The sequence below is a fragment of the Sphingobium salicis subsp. salicis genome (assembly GCF_049472635.1).
In the GTDB taxonomy this organism is placed as follows: domain Bacteria; phylum Pseudomonadota; class Alphaproteobacteria; order Sphingomonadales; family Sphingomonadaceae; genus Sphingobium; species Sphingobium yanoikuyae_A.
In genome coordinates, this window is sequence record NZ_JAYRCS010000001.1 from 2,459,586 (window position 1) to 2,480,843 (window position 21,258).

18 protein-coding genes and 1 riboswitch are annotated in these 21,258 nt (G+C 64.1%); of the genes, 7 read left to right on the forward strand and 11 right to left on the reverse strand.

What is annotated here, in order from left to right; all coding sequences use genetic code 11:
• Position 1: 1 nt before the first annotated feature.
• The 7 genes from VHN57_RS11925 to VHN57_RS11955 form a co-directional block, all read right to left on the reverse strand.
• The gene (locus VHN57_RS11925; protein ID WP_278987098.1) at positions 2-1,651 is read right to left on the reverse strand and encodes an amidohydrolase family protein; all 1,650 of its coding nucleotides are present in this window, start codon (positions 1,649-1,651) and stop codon (positions 2-4) included.
• A gap of 99 nt (positions 1,652-1,750) precedes the next feature.
• Entirely contained in the window at positions 1,751-4,036 is a 2,286-nt protein-coding gene (locus tag VHN57_RS11930; protein WP_423283960.1) for a TonB-dependent receptor, read from the reverse strand.
• A 238-nt stretch (positions 4,037-4,274) separates the two neighbouring features.
• Positions 4,275-5,060: an SDR family oxidoreductase gene (locus tag VHN57_RS11935; protein WP_278987095.1), complete on the reverse strand. Its 786-nt coding sequence runs from the start codon at positions 5,058-5,060 to the stop codon at positions 4,275-4,277.
• A 19-nt stretch (positions 5,061-5,079) separates the two neighbouring features.
• Positions 5,080-5,889 carry an NAD(P)-dependent oxidoreductase gene (locus VHN57_RS11940; RefSeq protein WP_278987096.1) on the reverse strand — a complete coding sequence of 270 codons (810 nt, stop codon included), beginning with the start codon at positions 5,887-5,889 and terminating at the stop codon, positions 5,080-5,082.
• The gene (locus tag VHN57_RS11945; protein ID WP_423283963.1) at positions 5,886-6,641 is read right to left on the reverse strand and encodes an SDR family NAD(P)-dependent oxidoreductase; all 756 of its coding nucleotides are present in this window, start codon (positions 6,639-6,641) and stop codon (positions 5,886-5,888) included. Before VHN57_RS11945 ends, VHN57_RS11940 begins: the two co-directional genes overlap by 4 nt.
• Positions 6,638-7,444, reverse strand: coding sequence for a carboxymuconolactone decarboxylase family protein (locus VHN57_RS11950; protein WP_423283965.1), 807 nt, complete (start codon positions 7,442-7,444; stop codon positions 6,638-6,640). The genes VHN57_RS11945 and VHN57_RS11950 overlap by 4 nt, the downstream gene beginning before the upstream one ends.
• Positions 7,441-8,928 (reverse strand): aldehyde dehydrogenase family protein, encoded by a 1,488-nt coding sequence (locus VHN57_RS11955; protein ID WP_423283967.1) that lies wholly within the window; start codon positions 8,926-8,928, stop codon positions 7,441-7,443. The genes VHN57_RS11950 and VHN57_RS11955 overlap by 4 nt, the downstream gene beginning before the upstream one ends.
• Before the next feature lie 157 nt (positions 8,929-9,085).
• Between VHN57_RS11955 and VHN57_RS11960 the strand changes: the two genes are divergently transcribed.
• From VHN57_RS11960 to VHN57_RS11985, 6 genes are all read left to right on the forward strand, one after another.
• On the forward strand, positions 9,086-9,808 hold the full coding sequence (locus VHN57_RS11960; protein ID WP_278987027.1) for a GntR family transcriptional regulator: 723 nt from the start codon (positions 9,086-9,088) through the stop codon (positions 9,806-9,808).
• 232 nt (positions 9,809-10,040) lie between these two features.
• The gene (locus tag VHN57_RS11965; RefSeq protein ID WP_459115481.1) at positions 10,041-12,440 is read left to right on the forward strand and encodes a TonB-dependent receptor; all 2,400 of its coding nucleotides are present in this window, start codon (positions 10,041-10,043) and stop codon (positions 12,438-12,440) included.
• A gap of 140 nt (positions 12,441-12,580) precedes the next feature.
• The gene (locus VHN57_RS11970) at positions 12,581-12,970 is read left to right on the forward strand and encodes a DUF4440 domain-containing protein (RefSeq protein ID WP_278987032.1); all 390 of its coding nucleotides are present in this window, start codon (positions 12,581-12,583) and stop codon (positions 12,968-12,970) included.
• A gap of 221 nt (positions 12,971-13,191) precedes the next feature.
• Positions 13,192-14,235 carry a choice-of-anchor A family protein gene (locus VHN57_RS11975; RefSeq protein WP_278987034.1) on the forward strand — a complete coding sequence of 348 codons (1,044 nt, stop codon included), beginning with the start codon at positions 13,192-13,194 and terminating at the stop codon, positions 14,233-14,235.
• 144 nt (positions 14,236-14,379) lie between these two features.
• Positions 14,380-15,417, forward strand: coding sequence for a rod shape-determining protein (locus VHN57_RS11980; RefSeq protein ID WP_004212110.1), 1,038 nt, complete (start codon positions 14,380-14,382; stop codon positions 15,415-15,417).
• A 123-nt stretch (positions 15,418-15,540) separates the two neighbouring features.
• Entirely contained in the window at positions 15,541-16,767 is a 1,227-nt protein-coding gene (locus VHN57_RS11985) for an NAD(P)/FAD-dependent oxidoreductase (protein ID WP_423283972.1), read from the forward strand.
• Between the two features lie 400 nt (positions 16,768-17,167).
• On the opposite strand, the gene VHN57_RS11990 is transcribed toward VHN57_RS11985, so the two are convergent.
• Positions 17,168-17,809, reverse strand: a complete 642-nt coding sequence (locus VHN57_RS11990) for a hypothetical protein (RefSeq protein ID WP_423283974.1) — start codon at positions 17,807-17,809, stop codon at positions 17,168-17,170.
• A gap of 204 nt (positions 17,810-18,013) precedes the next feature.
• The gene (locus tag VHN57_RS11995; RefSeq protein ID WP_278987986.1) at positions 18,014-18,517 is read right to left on the reverse strand and encodes a 2'-5' RNA ligase family protein; all 504 of its coding nucleotides are present in this window, start codon (positions 18,515-18,517) and stop codon (positions 18,014-18,016) included.
• 107 nt (positions 18,518-18,624) lie between these two features.
• Between VHN57_RS11995 and VHN57_RS12000 the strand changes: the two genes are divergently transcribed.
• The gene (locus VHN57_RS12000) at positions 18,625-19,044 is read left to right on the forward strand and encodes a sugar transporter (RefSeq protein WP_278987987.1); all 420 of its coding nucleotides are present in this window, start codon (positions 18,625-18,627) and stop codon (positions 19,042-19,044) included.
• Between the two features lie 10 nt (positions 19,045-19,054).
• On the opposite strand, the gene VHN57_RS12005 is transcribed toward VHN57_RS12000, so the two are convergent.
• The gene (locus VHN57_RS12005) at positions 19,055-19,981 is read right to left on the reverse strand and encodes a homoserine O-succinyltransferase (protein ID WP_278987982.1); all 927 of its coding nucleotides are present in this window, start codon (positions 19,979-19,981) and stop codon (positions 19,055-19,057) included.
• Positions 19,982-20,020: 39 nt separating this feature from the next.
• Positions 20,021-20,129, reverse strand: a riboswitch (SAM-I-IV-variant riboswitch).
• 60 nt (positions 20,130-20,189) lie between these two features.
• Positions 20,190-21,161 (reverse strand): endolytic transglycosylase MltG, encoded by a 972-nt coding sequence (gene mltG / locus VHN57_RS12010; protein ID WP_278987983.1) that lies wholly within the window; start codon positions 21,159-21,161, stop codon positions 20,190-20,192.
• Between the last annotated feature and the right edge of the window lie 97 nt (positions 21,162-21,258).

Here is a 21,258-nt window from a genome sequence, read left to right on the forward strand (position 1 = left end):
GTTACGGGTGGGGCAGCCCCTGTTCCGGCATGCCCATGCGCCGCTTTTCGGCAACGACCATGTCCGCGACATCCGCCAGCAATTTCTTCGCGTCATAGACGATGCCGTCCTTGACCGTGTAGCTGACGCCGCCCACCCGTTCGAGCCGCTGGGTCTGTTCATTCAGACGCAGCGTGCCGATGCCGTAGAGCGTCTTGAAATTCTGCAGCGGATTTTCCTTGAGGATGACAAGATCCGCCAGCTTGCCGACGCGGACCGTACCGATCGGTGGCACTTCGCCCCTGGGATCATAGAGCGTCAGCGCGCCGTTCAGCGTCGCCGACTGGATCACCTGTGACGGATTGAAGCCCGCTTCCTGCAGCAACTCCAGTTCCTGGATATAGCCAAAGCCATAGGGCTTGAAGATGAAGCCGGAGTCCGAGCCGGTGGTCACGCGCCCGCCGATAGTCTTGTAGTCGTTAATCAGGCGCATATATTTGTGGTAGAAATTCCGCCACTTGACCTCGATCGCGGTGGTCCAGTCGTAGAAATAGGAGCCGTGGTTCTCGCGCGAGGACATGTAGAAATTCCACAGCTGCGGCATGGTATATTTGTCGTGCCAGTCGGCATTGCGCGCCAGCATCAGATCGCGGCCGGCGGCATAGATGGTCATGGTGGGATCGAAGGTGACATGATTGGCCTTCTGATGCTCCAGATAGGCCCACCAGCGATCCGATCCCGGCTCGACGCTTTCCTCCGCCAGATTGGCGACATTGCCGAACCGGTCCTGTTCGTCGGCATAATTATAGTCGACCGGCCAGTTCTGGACCGGGCCATTCTTCAGCAGGGATTCGAAATGGCCGTAGAAATGGGTGACGGTGCCAAGGCCTGCGTCGCCCGCCTGTTCGGCGTTCATGCGCCCCACGCCGATCTGCGACAGATGCGCCGTGGTGCCCAGTTTCAGCTTCTTCGCCTCGTCCATGATGGCGGCCATCACTTCGGGCGGCTGGTCCGGATCATCCAGCAGCTTGATGCCGTCGATCCCCTGCTTGGCCGCCCATTGCACCCAGGCGCGGGCCTTTTCGGGCGTATTGGTGCGACCGCCGGTCCAGCCCTTGCCCTGACCCGGCCGCTGATAGGCGAAGATGCGCGGCGCGACGATCTCGTTACGGGCGGAGCGTGCCCGTTCGCTCAGGGACACTTCCATGGGGGCAAGGTCGACGCCGCGCACCGTGGTGACGCCATGGGCGAGCCACAGCTTGTAGGAATAGGACAGGTCCGGCGCCTTGTCGTCGGTCGAGCCATGGACATGCATGTCGATGAAGCCGGGCGTCACGAACATGCCGGTCGCGTCCAGTTCATAATCGGCGTCGGTCGGCGCGCGCCCCTGCTTGAACGGCAGGCCGGGTGTTCCGGCCGGCAATATGTCGGCGATAACGTCATTATCGATGACGATGTCGACCGGCCCGCGCGGCGGCGCGCCGCTGCCGTCGATCAGGGTGACGCCGCGGATCACCATCTTGCGGAACGGGCCGGCGCCTTCGCCGGCAGCGCGCGCCGGTGCGGGGTTGGCGCCGGCGCGGGGCTTGACCGCTTCCACCGGCGCCTTGGCGGGCTGGGCGATCGCCCCTCCGGCAACCAGCGCGAGCAGTGAAAGGCCGGCGAAACACATGTGTCGCTTGAACATATCATCCCCCTGTGTCGATCATGGGGCCGCCATAAGGCCCCCGAAAAGGGAGGCGACCGACAAGGCCGCCTCCGTGCCAGGCGATCAGAACTTCTTGGTGAGGTTGATGCCGTAGGTCCGCGGCGGTGCAGTAAACACCACCGTCTTGCCGCCGGTGTTGCTGCTGGAGCTGGAACTGACCACCGCCAGTTCGTTGAACAGATTGTTCACGAAGAAATGGGCGCCCCAGTTGTTGTCGCTGGCCTGCACGCCCAGGCGCAGGTTAGTCAGCGTATAATCGTCCAACCGGCGCCGATAGGTGTCGGTCGGGCTGATCGTGCTGTAGGAACTGCCATTATAGGTGACATCGGTGCGGATGACGGCATCCATGGCATCGGTCAGCATATGCTTATATTCGGCCGATCCGCCGAAATTCCATTTCGGCACATTGGCGATCCGGTCGCCCTTGCGGCCCGATGCCACGACGATGGTGCTGACCTGGTCCTCGGTCAACTTGGCATCGGTGTAGGAACCATTGGCGCTGAAGCTGATGCCGGCAATCTCGGTGGAGAATTCCGCCTCGACGCCGCGAATGCGGGCCGCGCCGACGTTGGAGATGAGGCCGAAGACCGAGCCGGTGCCCGCCGTGCGGGCCGACACCTGCATGTTGCTCCAGTCGATCTGGTAGGTCGCCATGTTGAGATAGGTGCGCGGCAGGATCTTGCTCTTGAAGCCCAGCTCATAATTCCACAGGCTGTCCGATGTGTAGGCAGCCAGCGCCGCCGACAGGCCGATCACCTGGTTGACGCCGCCGGGCCGGAAGCCCTGCGCCGCCTGGGCATAGATCATCACATCGGGGGTCGCCTGATAGGAGATGTTGAACTTGGTAAGCACGCCGTCCTCGGACGACTTGGCTTCGGTATAGGGCGTCACGACTGAGGCATAATGTTCCTGGCCCATGTCGATCCGGCCGCCGACCGTCTTCTTATAATCATAATAGCGCGCGCCAGCAGTCAGCGTCAGCTTGTCGAACAGCTTGTAGGAGATTTCGGCGAAGACCGCCTTCTGCTTCAGCTTGTCGTTGATGGTGCGATCATAGGCGAGATTGGCGATATCGTCCGGATCGTAGAGGAAGCCGGTGTCCGGATCGGCCTTGAGCAGGGTCGAGCGCACCACCGTCTTGCGATCTTCGCTAAACAGGCCGACGGTCCAGTTTAGCGGGCCATCCCCGGTCGAACTCAGGCGGATTTCGTTGAGCCAGTTCTTGACCGATTGCGGCTGATACAGGCTGGACGACAGCAGGGCGCGGGTGTCGGACAGATAATCGGCCAGCACGTCGGCGGAGCAGGCCGCGCCATTGCCGCGATAGGTCTGGCAGCGGGCGGCGGTGTCGCGGCCGTTGAAGGTATCGCTGACATCGCCGACGACGATGCGGTCACGATCGGTATAAGTGGTGATGGCGGTCAGCACGACCGGGCCGAAATCATAGTTGAGCGTCGCATTATAGATGCGATTGGTGTCGTAATTGCCCGATTCCGCGCGCGCGTCGGTGGTCCAGCGCTTGCCGGTTTCGGCATACCAGCGCGGCGATTCACCGGCCGCCTTCTCGTAATTGGCGCTCAGGTCCAGCGTCAGCGCCTCGGTCGGCGTGAAGCGCAGCATGATGCGGCCGCCATAGGTGTAGGGATCGTTGATATTCTTGTAGCCATAATAGCTGTTGTCGACATAGCCCGCGACCTGGGTGGCGTTGCCGACGATGCGGATGGCCAGCTTGTCCTCGATCAGCGGGACGTTCAGCATCCCGTCGAAGGACGCGCCCATCGATCCGCCCTCGACCGCCGACATGGTGCTGGCAAAGGCCGCCTCGATCTTGTCGGTCTTGGGCTTGTTGAAGATGATGCGCAGCGTGCCGCCCATCGAACCGGAACCGTAGAGCGTGCCCTGGGGGCCGCGCAGCACTTCGGCGCGCTCCACGTCGAAGATGCGAAAATCGGGCGTGGCGCCGGCCGCATCGCTGGTGGTGCCGACCGAGCCGGATACCGGCGCTTCGTCATAATAGACGCCGACCGTCGGTTCACCGGCTGCCGTGACACCGCGCAGGATGACGCGGCGATTGCCGGGGCCGCCATCGACGATGCGCAGGCTCGGCGTATCGCGGGTCAGTTCGGTAAAGCTGCTGGTGCCGGCCGCTTCCAGGCTGGCGCCGGTGACCGCGGTAATGGCGATGGGCGTATCCTGAACGCGGGTGTTGCGCTTGAGCGCGGTAACGACGATTTCGCCCTGATCCTGTTCCTGGGCCTGTGCGACACCGCCAGCCATCGCGACCATGCAGGATAATGCACTGCCGGCCTTCAACAGCGTGAAAAGGCGACCCTTGTGAGATGACAACATAAAAACCCCCTGTTTTTATTTGTTTTCCTCGCCACATTTCTGTTCTTTTCTGGAGGAAACGGTATCAAGGGGGCGGCCGAATGTGTTTCGTAACATTTGACGATTTTGGAAATAATCCGCAGATTATTCGGTGATTACGGTAAAATGCCGATGATCTTGCGAACGGGAATCGCGGACGCCGATCCGGCAACGGGCATCTGGCCTGATCGCAATTTGTGCCATGACGCCCCGCCCCTGTTCAAGGGCGCAACACCCATCCGCCATCAACATGGATCGTCTGGCCAGTGATCCAGCGCCCCGCGTCCGAACAGAGCAGCAGGGCCGTGCCGACCAGTTCATCCGGCTCGCCCCGCGGGCGCAGGGCACAGCTCATCTTCAGGACCTGGATGAACGGGGAATCGTCGGGCACCAGCATCTTGCCGGCGTCCGATGTGACATTGCCCGGCGCGATCGCGTTGCTGGTGATATTGTCCTTGCCCAGTTGCTTGGCGAGCGTCGTCGTGAGGCCCACCAGCGCCAGCTTGGAAATGCCGTAGAGGCCCGTCGCCGGAAAGGCACCGCCCGACGTCTGGTTGATGATCCGTCCGCCACCACGCGCCCGCATCGAAGGGATCACCGCGCGGGCACAGAGCAGCGCACCATTGAGATTGACCGCAAAGGCCCGGTTCCAGGCGTTGAGGCTGACGGCTTCGATATTGTCGTAGCTGATATCGACCATCAGCGCGGCATTGTTGATGAGGATGTCGACGCCGCCAAAGGCATCACTGGCCGCCGTCGCCATGGCCAGCGTTGATGCCTCATCAGCCACATCGACCTTGACGGCAATGGCGCGGCTGCCGCTGGCGACGATCTCGTCAGCCACCGCCTGGGCGCCTTCCCCATTGAGGTCAGCAACGACGATGGCGGCACCGGCCGCCGCCAGCCCCAGCGCATAGGCTCGGCCGATGGAATTGCCGCGTCCGCCGGCGCCCGTGACGATCGCGACTTTATCGTCGAGGCGGAACTGGTCGAGAGTGAAGGACATGGATCGGTCTCCTGAAAAGTCAGTCGCCGCAGGCGGCGGAGAGAAAGGGCGTGGCGGCGCGGGACAAGGCTTCGGCACTGGCATCATCAGGCAGGCTGGCCATCAGCAGACCGACATCCTTGCGCAGCAGCGGCGCGCCATGGGCAAAGGCGCCGGGCGTCGGCAGGCGGGCATAAACCTCGAAACCGAAGCTGCGGCCGCTGCTCGCCTTGATGAGGTCGCGCAGGGCCGTGCCATCCAGATCCAGCGCCCTGCCCGCCTCCATCGCGGCGTGGGCCAGACCCATATTGGCCGCCATCAGCGCATTGTTGACAATCTTGGCGCGCTGCCCCGCGCCGACATCACCCATTCGCACGATCAGGCCGCCAAAGCTTTCCAGCACCGGCCGGGCCGCCTTGAAGACATCGACCGCACCGCCACACATCAGGGTCAAGGTGCCGGCCGCCGCGGCCGGGCCACCGCCACTGACCGGCGCATCGAGGAAGGCAATGCCGCGTTCCCCGCAGCGTTCGGCCAATGCGACGCAATGGTCGGGCAATATCGTCGAATGGATGACGATCCTGCTGCCCGGTCGCATCGCCGGCAGCAATTGCTCGACGATATCGGCCACGCCGGCGTCATCGACCACACAGATGCCGACATGATCGCAGGACGCCCCCAATGTCGCGATGTCCGGCGCTGCTGTGGCGCCCTTTTCGAGAAAGGGCGCCAGCGCATCCGGGCGGCGGGCCCAGAGCGTGAGCGGATAGCCGGCGGCCGCGATCCGTTCGGCTATGGGACCGCCCTGACTACCCAGGCCGATGAAGCCGATCCGTTCCATCCCGCTCATCCTGCGGTGATCCCGGCATCGATCGAGATGCAATTGCCATGATAGCCACGCCCGGCCGGCGAGGCGAGCAGTGCGACCATGTCGGCGACATCATCGACCTCGACCGTGCCGCGCATCCCGGAAAAGCGCTTGAGCAATTCGAAGTCACAGCCTTCGGGCGGTCGGAAATTGGTGGCGATGTTGGTGATCATGCCGCCGGGCGCGACGGCGTTGATACGGATCGGCTGCTTCTGATACTCCATCGCCATTGCCTTGGTGAGGTTGAGGAGGCCGGCTTTCGACGCGCAATAGGCGGCGGCATAGGCCTCGCCGATGAAGGCGGCCGAGGAGACGACATTCACGATCGCGCCATTCGCCTTCAGCAGATGCGGGATTGCCGCCTGCGACAACAGGAAGGGCGCGGTCAGGTTGACCGCCAGCGTCTTGTCCCACAGCGGTTTGGGCATGTCGGGGGAGTTGGCGAGATAGATGAGGCCAGCGACATTGCACAGCGCATCAAGTTGGCCGAAATGGGTGACGGCGGCATCTACCGCAGCATGGCAAGCGTCAGCATCGGCCAGATCGACAACCGCCGTCTGATGCTCGCCCTCAGGGAGCAGGCTCAGGGTTTCGGCCACCCCTTCCGCATTGACGTCCACCAGCCACAGCCCGGCGCCGGCCTGTGCCAGCTTCATCGCCGTCGCGCGGCCAAGGCCCGAAGCAGCCCCGGTCACCAGCGCCACCTTGCCGTGCATGTCGATCGCGATGCTCATCGCCCTTCCTCCCGCGCGTTCCAGGCCAGGCCCTTGGCGACCTTCCCCGCCATTTCCAGCACCACGCCCTGGATCACCGACGCCTTGGGCCAGCCGGCATGGACCGCATATTGGAGGACGAATTCGTTGAGTTCAGCGGCGGTGCAATTGCCGCTCGCCATCGCAGCATGGAAATGGCTGGCGATCGGCACGGTGGCAGCGGAATCTGCGACGCCCACCAGCGTGAGGAAGCGGCGCGACCGCTGGTCGAGGCCCGGCCGGCCCCACATTTCGCCGAACACGAAGTTCAATATGCCATCCTGCAAATAAGGCAGGCCATTGCCGACGCGCGGGCCGTCAAAGGTCATCACCGCGCGAAATTCGGCAAAGCCCTGTTCCATGCGCTGCTGCGCATCCCAGGGTTCGGCTCGGATCGGTGCGAGAAGAACCGGCGCCAGCCCCCGCTCTGCCTCGACCCGATCGATCGCCGCATCGATCGCCCCGCCCTTGTCCCAGCCGGAATAGACCGCGACATGCAGCGCTGCCTCGCGCAATTCGCCCTGGGTCAGCGCGCCGGTCGTCAACGCCCCACGGACATAGCCGTCCAGCCGGTCGGCGGGCGCATCGGCGCCGGCCGCGGAAGCCAGCGCGATCAGGAAGCGCGCGCGCCGATCCAGCCCCGGACGCGACCAGATTTCGGCATAGATGAAATCACGCCAGCTTTCCGCCACTAGTGATTGCCGCGCGGGATCGTCCCGCCCGGTCAGTTCGGCCTGAAGGCTGCTGCCCAGCGCGCTGCGCGCTGCGGGATCACACAGGCTCATTGCCCGCCCTCCGGCGCGGCCGTGCTCATCCAGACATTCTTGGGCTGGAGAAACTCATGCAGCCCCTCGACCCCGCCGAGCCGGCCATGGCCGCTCTTCTTGAAGCCGCCGAACGGGCAATTGGGCTGCATCGCCTCACCCGAACCGTTCACATGGATCATGCCCGCCTGCAGTTCGCGCGCCAGATGATGGGCGCGGCGCAAATTCTGGGTGTGGACATAGGCGCCGAGGCCATAGTCGGTGCCGTTGGCGAGCGTGATCGCCTCCTCCTCATCCTCGAACGGAGTCACGACCAGGACCGGACCGAACACCTCATTCTGGGCGATCTCGCACTGGTCCGGCACGTCGGCCAAAATCGTCACCGGCAGGTAGAAGCCATCGGCAAAATCGCCGGCTAGTCGCTGGCCGCCCGCGATGATGCGGCCGCCATCGGCGACGCCCCGCGCCACCATCCCGCTGATCCGATCGAGCGCAGTCTGGCTGATCACCGGCCCCAGCACCGTCGCGGGATCAAACGGATCGCCCGACTGCACATGGCCCGCCATCGCCCCGATCAAGTCGAGATAACGGTCATAAATACCGCACTGGACCAGCAGGCGTGTACCGTTGATGCAGCCCTGCCCATTGGAGGAAATCGCCCCGGTCAGCCCCTTCTTCGCGGCGAGCATCAGGTCGGCATCATCGAACACGACCACGGCCGACTTGCCGCCCAGTTCTAGGCCGACGGGCTTGAGCGACTCGGCCGCATTGGCCAGCACCTGGCGCGCGGTCGCGCCCGATCCGATGAACTCGATCTTTTCGATACCGGGATGGCTGACCATCGCCGCGCCGACATCGGCACCGCCCGTGACCAGATTGACGACGCCGTCGGGCAGGCCCGCCTCATGCAGCAGTTCGACCAGTTGCATGACGCTGTAGGGGGCAAGTTCCGGTGCCTTGATGACCACGCAATTGCCCGCTGCCAGCACCGGCGCCAGCACCATGGTCGCAGCGAACAGCGGTCCGTTCCACGGCACGATGATGCCGATCACGCCATAGGGATCATAGCTGACATAATCATGAGCCGGCGCGCCCCACATCGGGATGGTGCGCCCGTGCAACTTGTCGCACCATCCGCCGAAATAGCGGAATTTCTGGGCGGCATCATAACCCATATAGGGCGCCACCATTGCCACCGATCCATTTTCGGCGATCAGGCTTGGCGCGAAATCTGCCGACTTGGCCTCCAGCAGGGCGGCGATACGGAACATCAGGTCGCGCCTCTTGTCGCCAGGCATCGCGCGCCATGCCGGAAAGGCCCTGCGCGCGGCGGCGGTGGCCCGGTCGACATCCTCGGCGTCCGCCAGAGCCAGTTCCTGCGTCACCTTGCCGGTGCCGGGATAGACATGGAGGTGGCGCGCTGGGCTGGTCGGCACTTCGCGCTGTCCGCCGATGATGATGGGGTGACGCGGCAATGCGTCGATCACGGGATCCCTGAACGCCATGGCTCTCTCCTTTCGGCGCGGCAAGCGCAGCGGCACCGCTCCAGGACCGGGCGGCGACTCTTGGGATCGATATTAATACGCATATTATTAGATCATCAAGGCGATCACACTCAGCATCGCCCTTGCGAAATTTCGATCAATATGCTCATTAATTCATATGAGCCTCATGCAGCAAAATGACCTGACGGAACCGGCGGTCGGCAAGCGACAAATCGTCCGCCATACCGCCGACACCCTGCGCCGGCGCATCCTCGCCGCGCCGGCCGGCGAACAGATTGGTTCGTTGCAAACCCTTGCCCGCGAACTTGAAGTCGGCATCGTCACGGTCCAGCAGGTGGCACGCATCCTGGAGCATGAAGGCTTGCTGGAGGTTCGGCGCGGGCCAGGCGGCGGCTATTATGGCCGGAGACCGCAGATGGCCGATCTGGAACGAATGCTGGGCGCCTATCTATGCGGCGAGCCGGGCTCCTGGCGCGAGATACTCGACATCACCTCGCTGCTGTTCAACCGGCTCTGCGCCGCTGCCGCGCGATGCGATGACAAGGCCCTACATAAGCAATTGCTCGACCTGCGAAACCAGATCGATGCGTGCGACAGCATGGACAGGCTCGGCCAGTTGGAAGGCCGGCTGCAGGACATATTGTTCAAAATGGTCAGCCAGCCCCTGTTCGAGCTGTTGACCCGTGTCGCGCTGGGGAGCGCCCGAGATGTGGAGCGCGACGGCACCGGGGCCGACATGTTCGACCTCGGCATATGGCGCCACGGTCGTCTGCGCATCATCGACGCAATCGCCGATCGCGACCCTGCCCTCGCCCATTTCGAGGCCGACCGCCAAAATCGGCAGGTTTTGGCCGCCTTGTGCGCATTCGACCGCGTGTGAAGCAGCATCGCACACCACAAAGCGATGCGTTCGGGTGCCGCCAACAGGCACGCGCCGCTGATGGCACCGTCATGATCCATGCATCGGCCATTTAGCCGCTTTGCCAACTGTGCGACTTTTACATCATTTAGCAAAAAAGCATCGCCGAACAGATATCCACTCGCAATAGCATTGACAATGCGAATAGGTCGCAATAGCAGCCCCTGCAACAATCGAAAGGGGTTCTGAAACAATGGCGAAATATGGAAACACTCCATCCTTCCTTGCATTGAGCTGCGTCGGCGCAATGGCCTTCGCATCCGGCGCGCATGCGCAGGATAATGGCCAGGGCCAGGCACTGGGCGGTGTCACGGTCACCGACACGGCGATCGACGACAGTTCCATCAAGGTGGAAAAGCCCGAATCGCCCAAATATGTTCGCCCCCTGCTGGACACGCCGCAGACCATCACGGTGATCGGCAACCAGACCATCCAGAAGCAGAACCTCCTCACCCTGCGCGACGTGCTGTCCACCGTTCCGGGCATCACCTTCGGCGCGGGCGAAGGCGGCGGCGGCTATGGCGACAGCATCAACCTGCGTGGCCAGAGCGCCAACACCGACATCAGCATCGATGGCGTGCGCGACAGCGCCCAATATAGCCGCACCGACCCGTTCAACCTGGAGCAGATCGAGGTCACCAACGGCGCCAATTCCGTCTATGGCGGTTCGGGCGCGATCGGCGGCAATATCAACCTGGTCACCAAGCGTCCCAAGGCCGACAGCGAAACGCTGGTGCAGGGCGGCATCGGCACGTCGGACTATTATCGCGCGACCATCGACAGCAATGTCCGCGTCAACGACCAGATCGCGGTGCGCCTCAACGCCATGTATCATGAAAATGACGTCGCCCGGCGCGACTTCGACAGCTACAAGCGCTGGGGCGTGGCGCCCTCGGTCAAGCTGGGCGTGGACGGGCCGACCTCGCTGACCCTGCTCTACACCCATCAGGAAGACGAGAATACGCCGCTCTACGGCGTGCCCTATTACAAGAATGCGATCTATGACGGGCCGCTGCCCGGCGTCCCCTATAGCGGCTATTATGGCTACAAGAATCTCGACAAGCAGGACCAGACGATCGACCAGGCGACGGCGATCTTCGATCATCGTTTCAGCGACCTGCTGTCGGTCCGCAACCTGTCGCGCTGGCAGCGCGTCGAGCAGAATCTGGTCGTCAACCCGCCACAGGGCGCCTATTGCCTCGCCAACGGCACGCTGCCGACCGGTGCGGCCTGCGCCGCCGGCCAGGTGCCGGGCATGTATTATCCCAGCGGCCCGCGTGGCGGCTTCCGGGACTCGGTCAACCAGACGCTCTACAATCAGCTCGATCTGACCTTCAACATTCCGGGCGGCCATACGCTGGTCATCGGCACCTCGATGCTGCAGGAAGATTACACGCTGGACAATGGCAACGTCCTGCGCAACGCCAACGGCGCCACGCCGAACCCCACGCTCGATCCGATCAGCATCAGCGATCCGAACGGCATCTATACCGGCCCGGTCAACAAGATCCGGTCCGGCCACCAGATGGGCGACCTGTTCAACATCGCGACCTATGCCTTTGCTGCGGCCAAGATCGTCGATGGGCTCGAACTGAATGGCGGCGTCCGCTGGGAGCATAACCGCGCCCGCTTCCGCTCCGACACGATCGCCACGCCGGCCGCCGGCGGCGCCTACACCACCGGCCCGCAGCAGAATGCGAGCGACGACCTCTTCTCCTACCGCGTCGGCCTCGTCTACAAGCCGGCCGACAATGCCAGCCTCTATGTCGCCTATGCCAACAGCAAGACGCCGACAGCCACCACGGTGCGATCGGGCTGCGGCCTGATCATCACCGGAACCAATGGCTCCAACGACGCCTGCGACGCCAATCCGGAACAAGCAGTCAATTACGAGATCGGCGGCAAGATCGACCTGTTCGATGGCGGCCTTCAGTTGACCGCCGCCCTGTTCCGCAACGAGCGCAAAAATTATCGCGTCACCAGCAATGATCCGTTTGTCGGCACGCTGCCCGTCAATGATGGCCGCAACCGCGTGAACGGTGTCACCCTGGGCGCCAGCGGCAACATCACCGAAGCCTGGACGATCTTCGCAAACTACACCTATCTCGAAAGCAAGGTCATCCAGAGCGTGTCCAATGCATGCCTTGCGAGCCCGTGGACGGGCACTGCATCCGGGATCGGATCGGCTACGTCCAACCCGTGCGGCAACAATGTTCTGATCCCCGATGTGCAGAAGGGTCAGGACATGACCAATACGCCCAAGCATTCGGGCAGCCTGTTCACCACCTATACCCTGCCCTTCGGGCTGCAACTGGGCTATGGCCTGACCTACCAGGGCAGCTTCGCGCTCAACAATCGTGCCCTGGTCACGCCGCTGGTGGCCGGCAGCACGACGATCGTCCCGATCTATCACTCGGACGATTATCTCGTTCACCGGGCGATGCTGTCCTACACCTTCGACGAGAAGCTAACGGCGCAGCTCAACGTCCAGAACTTCACCAACGAAAAATATTATACCAGCATCCGCAACAATGGCTGGGCCAATCCGGGCGAAGGCCGCTCCTGGGTGCTGACCCTGGGCTACAAGCTCTAACCCCCCTCTCCCCGCCGGGCCAGCCATGCCCTCCTCGACATGGCCCGGTCTGGCGAACGGAACGCCCGCAGCCCGCTGCGGGCGTTCTTTTTTGCCTGACGGGCATGGCGATGGCAGCGCCGCCTGCTAAGGGAAGCGCCATGACCGCCACCGCCGATCTTGCCATCCGCCTGCGCCGCGCCAGCTTCAACCGGGCGCTCGCCGATGCCGACCTAGCCGCCATCGGGCCAATCCTGGCACAGGATGTCGTGATGGTGACGGGCACCGACAGCGGCGTCATCACCGGACGCAAGGCGCAGCTGATGGCCTGGAAGCGCGAATTTGCCGCGCCCGACCGCAGCATCTACACCCGCACGCCCGACACGATCCTCGTCTCGCCCGTCGAACCGATCGCCTTCGAACATGGCCAGTGGCAGGGCGTCGCCGCATCGTCCGGCATCCTCATCGCCGCTGGCGCCTACACCGCCAAATGGCGGCAGATTGGCAGCGAATGGCTGATCGAGGCGGAACTTTACCTGACCCTGGCCTGAAAAGTCCGCGTCTTCCCTCGCCAAGACGAGCCGCCACGATCTTCGCGCAATAGTTAATAAAATATTGCCGCGCCGGCCCGACAGGACTATGGCGCGCCCACCCTGTCCTTGACGCCCCGGCGCCGGAGTCGGGGCCGACAATCCAGAGAGCGGAAGGGGGGACTTCGTCACACGTCACGCAATCCATTGTGACGACATGCGAAGACTTGGCGTTATCTATTATGAAAAAGACCGGTTTCATGATTTCGGCGTCGCTGGCGCTGCTGGCTGCCGCCCCCGCTTATGCCTCACCCGTTACCGGCACCGACGCGCTGCGCGAATGGAATCTGATCGTGCTGGGCGACCTCAGTTCCTCCTCCGAAGTGGAGGGCCGCACCTTCGTTGGCGGCGACCTTACCGGCACCTCCTCCAGCTACCAGATCAGCACCCCCGCCACGTCCGCGACCGGACAGGCGGGCCTCACCGTGGTCGGCAATGTCACCGGCGGCATCAAGAATTTGAACAACGGGTCGGGTGCGCTGGTCGGCGGCAATGTCGAAAGCGGCTTCAACCTCAATGGCGCGGCCCAGACGGTGAAGGTCGGTGGCACCATCAGCAACACCAATATCAACCAGAATAGCGTTCAGTCCGGCCTGGCCACGTCGGACCCCGGCTTCGCATCCAGCCTGGCGACGCAGGGCACGGTGCTGGCCGGCAGCATGAAGCAATTGTCGACCAACCTGTCGGGCCTGGCCGCCAACAGCGACATGGTGATCAGCGGCAATCGCGCCACCTTCAACGCCAGCCCTGACGCCAACGGCCTGGCCGTCTTCTCGATCAGCGCCGCCGATCTCGACAAGGTGGGCGAGATCGCCTTCAACCTGAACGGCGCCGACACCGCGATCGTCAATGTCAGCGGCAGCGCGGTCAGCCTCAACGACAATTTCCTGGGCGGCACCGCCAATCTTGGCGAACATGTGATCTGGAATTTCGGCGACGCCCAGTCGCTCGACCTCACCAACAGCTGGGGCGGATCGCTGCTCGCGCCCTGGGCCGATGCGACCACCGCCAACTATATTCAGGGATCGGCCGTGTTCGGCAACCTGACCCAGAATGGCGAGATGCATCTGGGCACCTATACTGGCGGCTATACCCCGCCGATCGATCCGCCGACCGGCAGCAGCTCGGGCGGCACGCCGGTGCCCGAAGCGCCGGGCTGGACCCTGTTCCTGCTCGGCATCGTCGGCGTGCTGCTGGGTCGCCGACTGATCCGCAAGACCGCCTGAACCGCCCTTTATCGCGCTTTTCCGTCCCTTCAGCCTCGGCCAGACGCGGGAAACGGACGGACTGGCGCAGCGCCCTTCTGATCGCCGCCGGGCGGCGGCACAGGGAGCCATTGTTTCACAATCTTTGCAGATCGCCGCTTTCCCATGAAAATGCCCCGCTTCTTCTCCTCGACCGCCTGCGACATGGCGATCGATCTTGGCACCGTGAATACCGTCATCCACGCCCGCGACCGGGGCATCGTGCTCAACGAACCCTCCGTCATCGCGATCGAGACCATTCGTGGCATCCGCAAGGTCAAGGTGGTGGGCAATGAAGCCAAGCTGATGATGGGCAAGACCCCGGCCAATATCCAGGCGATCCGCCCGCTGCGCGACGGCGTGATCGCCGACATCGACGTGGCCGAGCAGATGATCAAGCATTTCGTCGAGAAGGCGCAGGACGGCGGGCGTTTCGGCCGCCGCTATGATGTCGTGATCTGCGTGCCGACCGGCTCCACCATGGTCGAGCGCCGGGCGCTGCGCGATGCGGCTTCCAACGCCGGCGCGGCGCGGGTGCAGTTGATCGAGGAACCGATGGCCGCGGCGATCGGCGCCGGCCTGCCGGTCACCGAACCGCGCGGCGCGATGGTGGTCGATATCGGCGGCGGCACGACCGAAGTGGCCGTGCTGTCGCTCAACGGCATCGCCTACAGCAATTCGGCCCGCGTCGGCGGCGACAAGCTGGACGACGCGATCGCCTCGCACATCCGCCGCGTCCATAATCTGATGATCGGCGAAGCCACCGCCGAGCGCGTCAAATGCGCGATCGGCTGCGCGACCCCGCCCGATGGCGAGGGCGAGCGGATCATCGTCAAGGGCCGCGACCTGGTGAATGGTCGCCCGGCCGAAATGACCATCAGCGAAGCGGAAATCTGCGACGCCCTGTCCGAACCGGTCGGCCAGATCGTGATGGCGGTGATGACCGCGCTGGAACAGACCGCCCCCGAACTCTCGTCCGACATCATTGACGAGGGCATCACCCTGACCGGCGGCGGCGCGCTGCTGCGCCGGCTGGACGAGGCGCTGTCCGAAGCCACCGGCCTGCCCGTGCGGATCGCCGACACGCCCTTGATGTGCGTCGCCATGGGCGCCGGCAAGGCGCTGGAAGACCGTGCCTATGAAGGCGTTCTGACCATGTCCTGATCGGCACGCAGCGCCCCGACGATGGTTGGCGGGCATCGCTTGCCCGCCCCGGCACATCGGCGCTTGCCAGCACCGCCAAATGCCGCCAAGCAAAGCCCCGGATAAAAGAGGATGAGCGGGCGGATGAGCTATTATGACGTTCTGATCGTGGGGGCCGGCCATGCCGGCGCGCAGGCGGCGATCTCGCTGCGGCAGCACGGCTTCGAAGGCTCGGTCGGCTTGATCGGCGACGAGAAGGATCCGCCCTATGAGCGCCCGCCCCTCTCCAAGGAATATTTCGCCGGCGACAAGAGCTTCGACCGTATCCTGATCCGCCCCGCCGCCTTCTGGGACGAGCGCAAGATCGACATGTTGCTGGGGCGCCGGGTCAAGAGCGTCGATCCGGTCGGCAAGTTCGTCACCGTCGGCGACGCGGAAATCGGCTATGACAAGCTGATCTGGTGTACCGGCGGCAGCCCCCGGATGCTGACCTGCAGCGGCGCCGAAGCCGCCAATGTCCATGCCGTGCGCCGCCGCGACGATGTCGACGCGATGATGGCGAAGATCGACAGCGTGAACCATGTCACCATCATCGGCGGCGGCTATATTGGGCTGGAGGCGGCCGCCGTCCTCTCCAAGTTCGGCAAGACCGTGGTGCTGCTCGAAGCGCTCGACCGGGTGCTGGCCCGCGTCGCGGGTGAGGATCTCTCGCGCTTCTACGAGGCGGAGCATCGCGCCCATGGCGTCGACCTGCGCACCGGCGCGAAGATGGACTGTATCGCGGTCGAGGATGGCCGGGCAACCGCCGTGCTGATGCAGGATGGCGAGCGGATCGAGACCGGCATGGTGATCGTGGGCATCGGCATCGTGCCGGAAACCGGCCCGCTGATCGCGGCCGGCGCGGCCGGCGGCAATGGCGTCGATGTCGACGAATATTGCCGCACCTCGCTGCCCGACATCTATGCCGTGGGCGATTGCGCGTCCCATGCCAACCGCTTTGCCGGCGGCGCGCAGATGCGCCTCGAATCCGTCCAGAACGCCAATGACCAGGCCAAGACCGCGGTCGCCCACATCCTCGGCAAGGAAGAGGCCTATGACGCCGTGCCCTGGTTCTGGTCGAACCAATATGATCTGAAGCTCCAGACGGTGGGCCTCTCGACCGGTTTCGACCAGACGGTGCTGCGCGGCGATCCGGCCACCCGCAGCTTCTCGGTCGTCTATCTGAAGGGCGGCAAGCTGATCGCGCTCGACTGCGTCAATGCGGTCAAGGACTATGTCCAGGGCCGCGCCCATGTGCTGTCGGGCGCCCATCTCGACCCGGCGCAACTGGCCGATGCCGGCATCCCGCTCAAGGAAGTGGGCCTGGCGTGATCGGTCGGCGACGACGCGACAATCGGATTTTCCTACAAAGTTCACAGTGTCGTCGCCCCGTTTTGCGCCATTTTCCCGGCATAGGGTCATCGGAAAGCGACGGCGGCGCGACAATCGCGCGCCTGTGAAGCGACACCGACGCGCCTGTGAAGCGACGATCAGGCGACCATGACGCGACGGGCTTGTTGCGGCAGGGTGCTGCAGCAAGGTCGATATCGGGGCAATAGGAGCGGCCAATTCCATCCCACAGGGTGGACCAGAAAAATGCCGAGTAGGAAAGACGGCCGGGAAGCCGGCCGCTTAGCGCGCTCGATAATCGGAATCTCCCGCTTTTTTTGAACCCGTCGCTCCTTTGAGCGGCAAGTCGAAAGTCGGATGCCCCGATCGGACGAATGCTGATCTAGGCTCGTCCTTGATCCAAAAATACTCGCACCGCACGAAAGGCCCAGGGAACATCTTCCCAAAAGCCCGATGGCTCGCGTGGGAACCTATCACGAATGTCAGCCAGAACCGGCGCGACGTCTGGCGCAGCCAATCGCAGTAGCCAGCGGTCTAGCTGCACCCCGGCTCGAGCCGCGCCACAAAGAACGCTCTCGGCAGCCCATCCGATCCAACCTTCATCTGCTTCTGCAAGATCGCTCGCCAGGGCCAGTTCAAACCACGCTCCGACGAACATTTCGATCACAGCTTTTTCATGCGGTGGCCAGGAGTCCCATCCCGCGAGCGACAGCTTGCCCAGCACGATCTCGGGATTGTTGGCATTCGCTGGATCAGACACTGACACGTCCAGAATGCGCGGCAGCAGATAGCGAAAGTCCTGCTCGTCACCAACCGTCAAGAACGCACCCGAAACATAGCGCCAGAGAGCCATGCCGCTGATTTCACGCAATGGGGTAGCGAGCAAGACATCGGTGCCGCGCGTATCGATACAGCAAGGGCAGCCTTCGATCGTTGACGGCGCCGGCATCTCGAAAGTGCGATACACGGCGTCCAGCGCCTCGCTGGCGCGGATCGTAGCTTGAGCTAATACGCCCTTGTTCATGAGGCCAGAATGACCGGCAAACGGGCGCGATGCGAGCAGAATCTGACGTTTCCCACTCCCCTCCCTTTCAGGGAGGGGAGTGGGGTGGGTGCGCCGCATAGCGGCGGCCTACGGTCGATCGGGCAGAATCTCGCTGCGCTCGCCACCCACCCCACCCCCTCCCTGAAAGGGAGGGGCTATGTCTTGTTCCCACCCAAATCCCCCCTACCCGCGAAACCGGGTCTCGCTTGCCAGTTCCCATGGTCCGCCGCGATAGTGCCAGGCGGCCAGGCCCGCGATTGCGATCGGGCGAGGATGGAAATCGGCGCGCAATCGGTCGGCCAGCGCCCGCGCGACCCTGGGCTCCACCTTGTTCTGCACGGTCAGATGCGGGCGAAAGCCGGCCTGGTCCTGCGGCGTCAGCAGGCCTGTGAAGGCGTCCGCCAATTCGTCCCGCAACGCCGCCAGATCGGGACTGTCGATGCGATAGGCGACCCCCTGCCCCAGCAGCAACACATCGCCCAGCCGCGCCAGTGGCGCGGGGCCGGCGCATATCTGCTTCATCCGCGTCCTGAGTTCCGGCAGCAGCGAAGGCGGCAGATGATGGAACAGGGTGACATGCGCTGGCACCTGATTGCGTTCGGGCGGAAAATGGGCGCGGCGCAAGCCATCCGCCCAGGCGAAATCGGCGGCGCCCAGCAGCGCGGTGACGATGATCGGATCAGCCAGAACCGCCTCCCTGCAACGCGATGGCGGACTTTCGCCCGGCCGGGACAGGCTATATGATGACAGATGCCGCGCCCGGCAAGCAGGCGCGGGCCAGGAGGGGAAGCATCATGCGCGCACCGGAATCCTTCGTCATCATCGCCGTCATCCTGCTGCTATGGAACCTGATGGGGGTCGCCGCCTTCGTCATGCAATATGGCGCCGACCTCAGCGAACTCGCCAAGACCGATCCCGACACCGCCCGCGCCTTCGCCCAGATGCCCGGCTGGGCCTGGGCCGTCTATGCGGTGGCGGTGGGCGCTGGCACGCTGGGCGCGATCGCCCTGCTGCTGCGCCGCCGCGTCGCGGTGCCGCTGTTCCTGCTGTCGCTGCTCGCGGTGATCGTCCAATTCGGACACACGTTCCTTGGCACCGACCTGCTGGCGGTGAAGGGCGCGGGCGCGGCGATCTTCCCGGCCGTCATCGTCCTGATCGGCATCGGCCAGTGGCTCTACGCCCGCAGTCAGGCGGCCAAGGGCCTGCTGCGCTGATCGGCGCCGATCAGGCCGCGCTCTGCAATATCTCCTGGCCGATCATGTCCACGTCGAACGGCGCGGTCTGGTAGAGGTCGTTGATCCAGTTGCCGAACAGCAGATGGGCATGGCTGCGCCAGCGATTTTCCGGCGGCCGGGTCGGGTCGTCGTCGGGGAAATAATGGGCCGGCATCTGGCGGCCGCCGTCGCGCGCATATTCGTCGCCCAGGGTGCGCGTGTCATATTCGACATGGTTGAACATGTGCAGGAAGCCATGGCGCGGATCATGGACCAGGCAGGGGCCGGTCTCCGCGCTGTCGGCCAGCAGTTGCAGCCCGCGATCGAGCGGCAGCGATTCCCGCCGCACTTCCGACCAGCGCGACACGGGGATCGAGAAATCGTCGGAAAAGCCCCGCAGATAGGGTGAGGCCGGGGCATGGTTGCGATGGCGGAACACGCCGAACGCCTTGCGCTCCAGCGCGTGTTTCGGAACCCCGTGGAAATGATAAAGGGCCGCCTGCGCCGCCCAGCAGATGCTGAGCGAACGATGCACATGGGTCTGGGTCCAGTCGAAGATGGCGCGCAGTTCCTGCCAGTAGCTCACCTCCTCGAACGGCAGATGCTCGACCGGCGCGCCGGTGATCAGGAAGCCGTCGAAGCGTTCGTCGCGCACATCGGTCCAGGCGCGGTAGAAGGACTGCATATGATCGGCGGAGGTGTTGCGCGACACATGGTCGCTGACCCGCACCAGCGTCAGTTCCACCTGCAACGGCGAGGCGCCGAGCAGCCGCGCAAGCTGCGTCTCGGTATCGATCTTGTTGGGCATCAGGTTCAGCAGCGCGATCCGCAGCGGGCGGATATCCTGCCGCACCGCGTCGGCCTCGCCCATCACGGCAACGCCTTCGGCTTCCAAAGTGCGGCGGGCGGGCAGGTCGTCGGCAATCTTGATCGGCACGTCTCGTCAGTCCTTCCTGGCGGGGCGACGATCGGTGGCTGAGGTCCGCTTTGTTGCCGGATCGGCCACATCCTCCCGGATCGGGAGTGCCACCTTGCCCGGAACGGCAGGTTGGCGTTGGGCGTCGCCCCAACTCTTGATGCTGCACTATCCCTAGCGCGCGCCGGGCCATGTGGCAAGCCCGGCTATATATCGGCCAAGCCGGGCTTTACAGCTCGCCCCGCGCGCGGCGGATCTCGAACCACTTCCGCACATTCTCATTATGCTGCTGATAGGTGTCGGCAAAGATATGGCCGCCCTTCCCGTCCGCGACGAAATAGAGCGCATTCGTCTCCGCCGGGTGCAGCACCGCCAGGATCGACAGCCGACCCGGATTGGCGATCGGCCCCTTGGGCAGGCCAGCCATGGCATAGGTGTTGTAGTCGTTGACGTCGGCGATCTCGGACTTCTTGATCCGGCGGCCGAGCGGCTTGCCTTTGGTGATCGGATAGATAATCGTCGGATCGGCCTGCAGCATCATGTTCTTGCGCAGACGGTTGCTGTAGACGCCCGCGACCATCGGCCGCTCCTTGGCGATCGCGGTCTCCTTCTCGACGATCGAGGCGAGGATGATCGCCTCCTGGGGCGACTTGGCGATCGTGTTGGGCGCGCGTTCGGCCCAGAGCTTCGCCAGCGCCTTGTCCATCGCCGCCTGCATGCGCTTCAGCACGGCGGCGCGCGGCTCGCCCTTGTCGAAAGCATAGCTGTCGGGCAGCACGCTGCCCTCCTGCGGCACCGCGACATCGCCGGTCAGCTCGTCATTCGCCATCAGCCGTTCCTGCACCAGGATCGACGGCATGCCTTCGGGGATGGTGACCAGCCGGGTCAGCGTCTTGCCGCCCTGCAGGATCGACAATATCTCGCGGTTGCTGGCGCCCTTGGGCACCACGAACTCGCCGGCCTTGATCGGCTTGGCGCCGCCAAAGACCTTCGCGCGGGTCAGGAAGGCATCGGCCGAACGCACCGCGCCGGCCGATTTCAGCAGCACCGCGGCGTCGGACAGGGTCGATCCCTCCGGCACGACGATGCTGATATTCTGGGTGGCCGGCCCCGTCTCGGTCCAGCCATGGACGAAACGGAAACCGACAAAGGCGACAACGGCGAGGCCGATCAGAAGGATGATGCAGCCCAGTCGCCGCACCGGATTTGCGCCGGATCGTCTTGCCATCATCCCAACTGCCCGACCCAAATAATGCCCAACCGGCTATGGCTTACATGATCCTCCCCTTTTCAGGGGA